Raw genomic sequence first — 1,603 nt, 5'->3', positions numbered from 1 at the left:
CAACTGCAAGAAGGTCAACGAACATTGGAAACGACGGTTTCCCAAATCCAAAAAGACATCACTCAGCTGCAACAAGGCCAACAAAAATTAGAAAACGAGATGGCCGGCATGAAGCAGACGCAAGAACGAATCCTCGAAGAGCTGCGCGTTTCCAAACACAATCAAGCACTCATTTTAAACGATGTCACCAGCATAAGAAAATCCGTCGATGTCACCGTCTCGTACTTGCAGCGCCGATCCGATGTGATGTTCGACAAACTGATCGATCATGAAAAAGAGATTTTAAATCTGAAATCAAAAATGCCAAACTAAGTCCCAAAAAGGGGCTGTTTTTTATGCCCATATGCATCGGCGCATCGGCGCAGCCAGCGTTGCACCGATGCGCGGGGGCATATGGGCCAAAATACATAGGGGGTTCCATCAATTGAAAAAAGTGCGCAAAGCGATGGTCTCGGCGGCGAAATCCAGCTCACCGACGCGATTCAAAAATTAAACGAAATCCAGCGAGTCTTTGCTTACGAATTCGAAGGCAAGCGCTACGACGTCGGAGAAAAGATCGGATTTATCCAAACGACGATTGAGTTTGCGTTGCAGAATGAGGAGTTAAGAGACGATTTACTCGCATTTATGGAGAAAATCGTTGCGGAAACAAAACAAAATACGAATGCATCATAACGAGCCATCGCGAACATGGCTCGTTATCTATTATACGAAGGGAGACGCAGTGCGTTGGCATATCGAAAACGATTGACGTTTTTAATAATATTGGATTCATTAATCGTGCTAATGGCGATTTACGTCAGCTTGTTTACGCTTCATCCAGGAATACAAATATGGAAGTATGAATCCGTTCTTTTATCGGCGCTGACGCTGCTTGTCAGCCATCATTTCTTTGCGTTTATATACCGTTTGTATCAAAAAGCGTGGGAGTACGCGAGCATTGGCGAATTAACGGCGATTATCAAGGCGGTTACCTTTTCGATTATTACAACGGCTATCGTGCAGTTTGCTGTCTTTCAAGATATTTACGTTCGCGCGTTGATGATTACATGGATGATCCATATTATTCTCATCGGCGGATCGCGGTTTGTCTGGAGAGTGTTCCGCGACCGTTACATAAAACCAAACGCGAATAAACGGCGGACGCTGATTATCGGAGCGGGATCCGCAGGAATGATGGTAGCGCGGCAGTTAGTGAACAATCCGGATGCGGAGCTGAGACCGATTGCCTTTATTGACGATGATCTGAACAAGCAAAAACTGCAGTTTTTCAACATTCCGGTTGTCGGAACGACAAAAGACATTGAAGATGTTGTGCGCGCGTTACGCATTGAGCACATTATTATCGCGATTCCATCGTTAACGAAAAAACAGCTGAACCGGATTTTTGAACAGTGCGCGAAAACAAACGCGAAAACACAAATCGTCCCAAAACTTGAAGATATCGTGACAGGGAAAGTGTCTGTCAGCCAATTCCGTGATGTGCAAGTGGAAGACTTGCTCGGCCGCGAACCGGTCGAACTCGATATCGAAAGCATTTCCAGCTACATCGAAAACAAAGTCATTTTAGTCACCGGAGCCGGCGGTTCGATCGGCTCGGAAA

At 45.7% G+C, this 1,603-nt stretch carries 1 protein-coding gene and 2 pseudogenes; all 3 read left to right on the top strand.

The features are described from left to right. Positions 1–312 (top strand): annotated as a pseudogene (locus VU18_RS20745) (hypothetical protein); the annotation flags it as partial. A gap of 126 nt (positions 313–438) precedes the next feature. Beyond that, positions 439–675, top strand: a pseudogene (locus VU18_RS20740) (UTP--glucose-1-phosphate uridylyltransferase); the annotation flags it as partial. Between the two features lie 54 nt (positions 676–729). Continuing rightward, on the top strand, positions 730–1,603 hold an 874-nt coding region (locus VU18_RS14420), incomplete at its 3' end, for a polysaccharide biosynthesis protein EpsC (RefSeq protein WP_047758372.1).

This window comes from Geobacillus sp. ZGt-1 (assembly GCF_001026865.1).
Taxonomy (GTDB): Bacteria; Bacillota; Bacilli; order Bacillales; family Anoxybacillaceae; genus Geobacillus; species Geobacillus thermoleovorans.
This window is presented reverse-complemented; position numbering and strand designations above follow the sequence as displayed.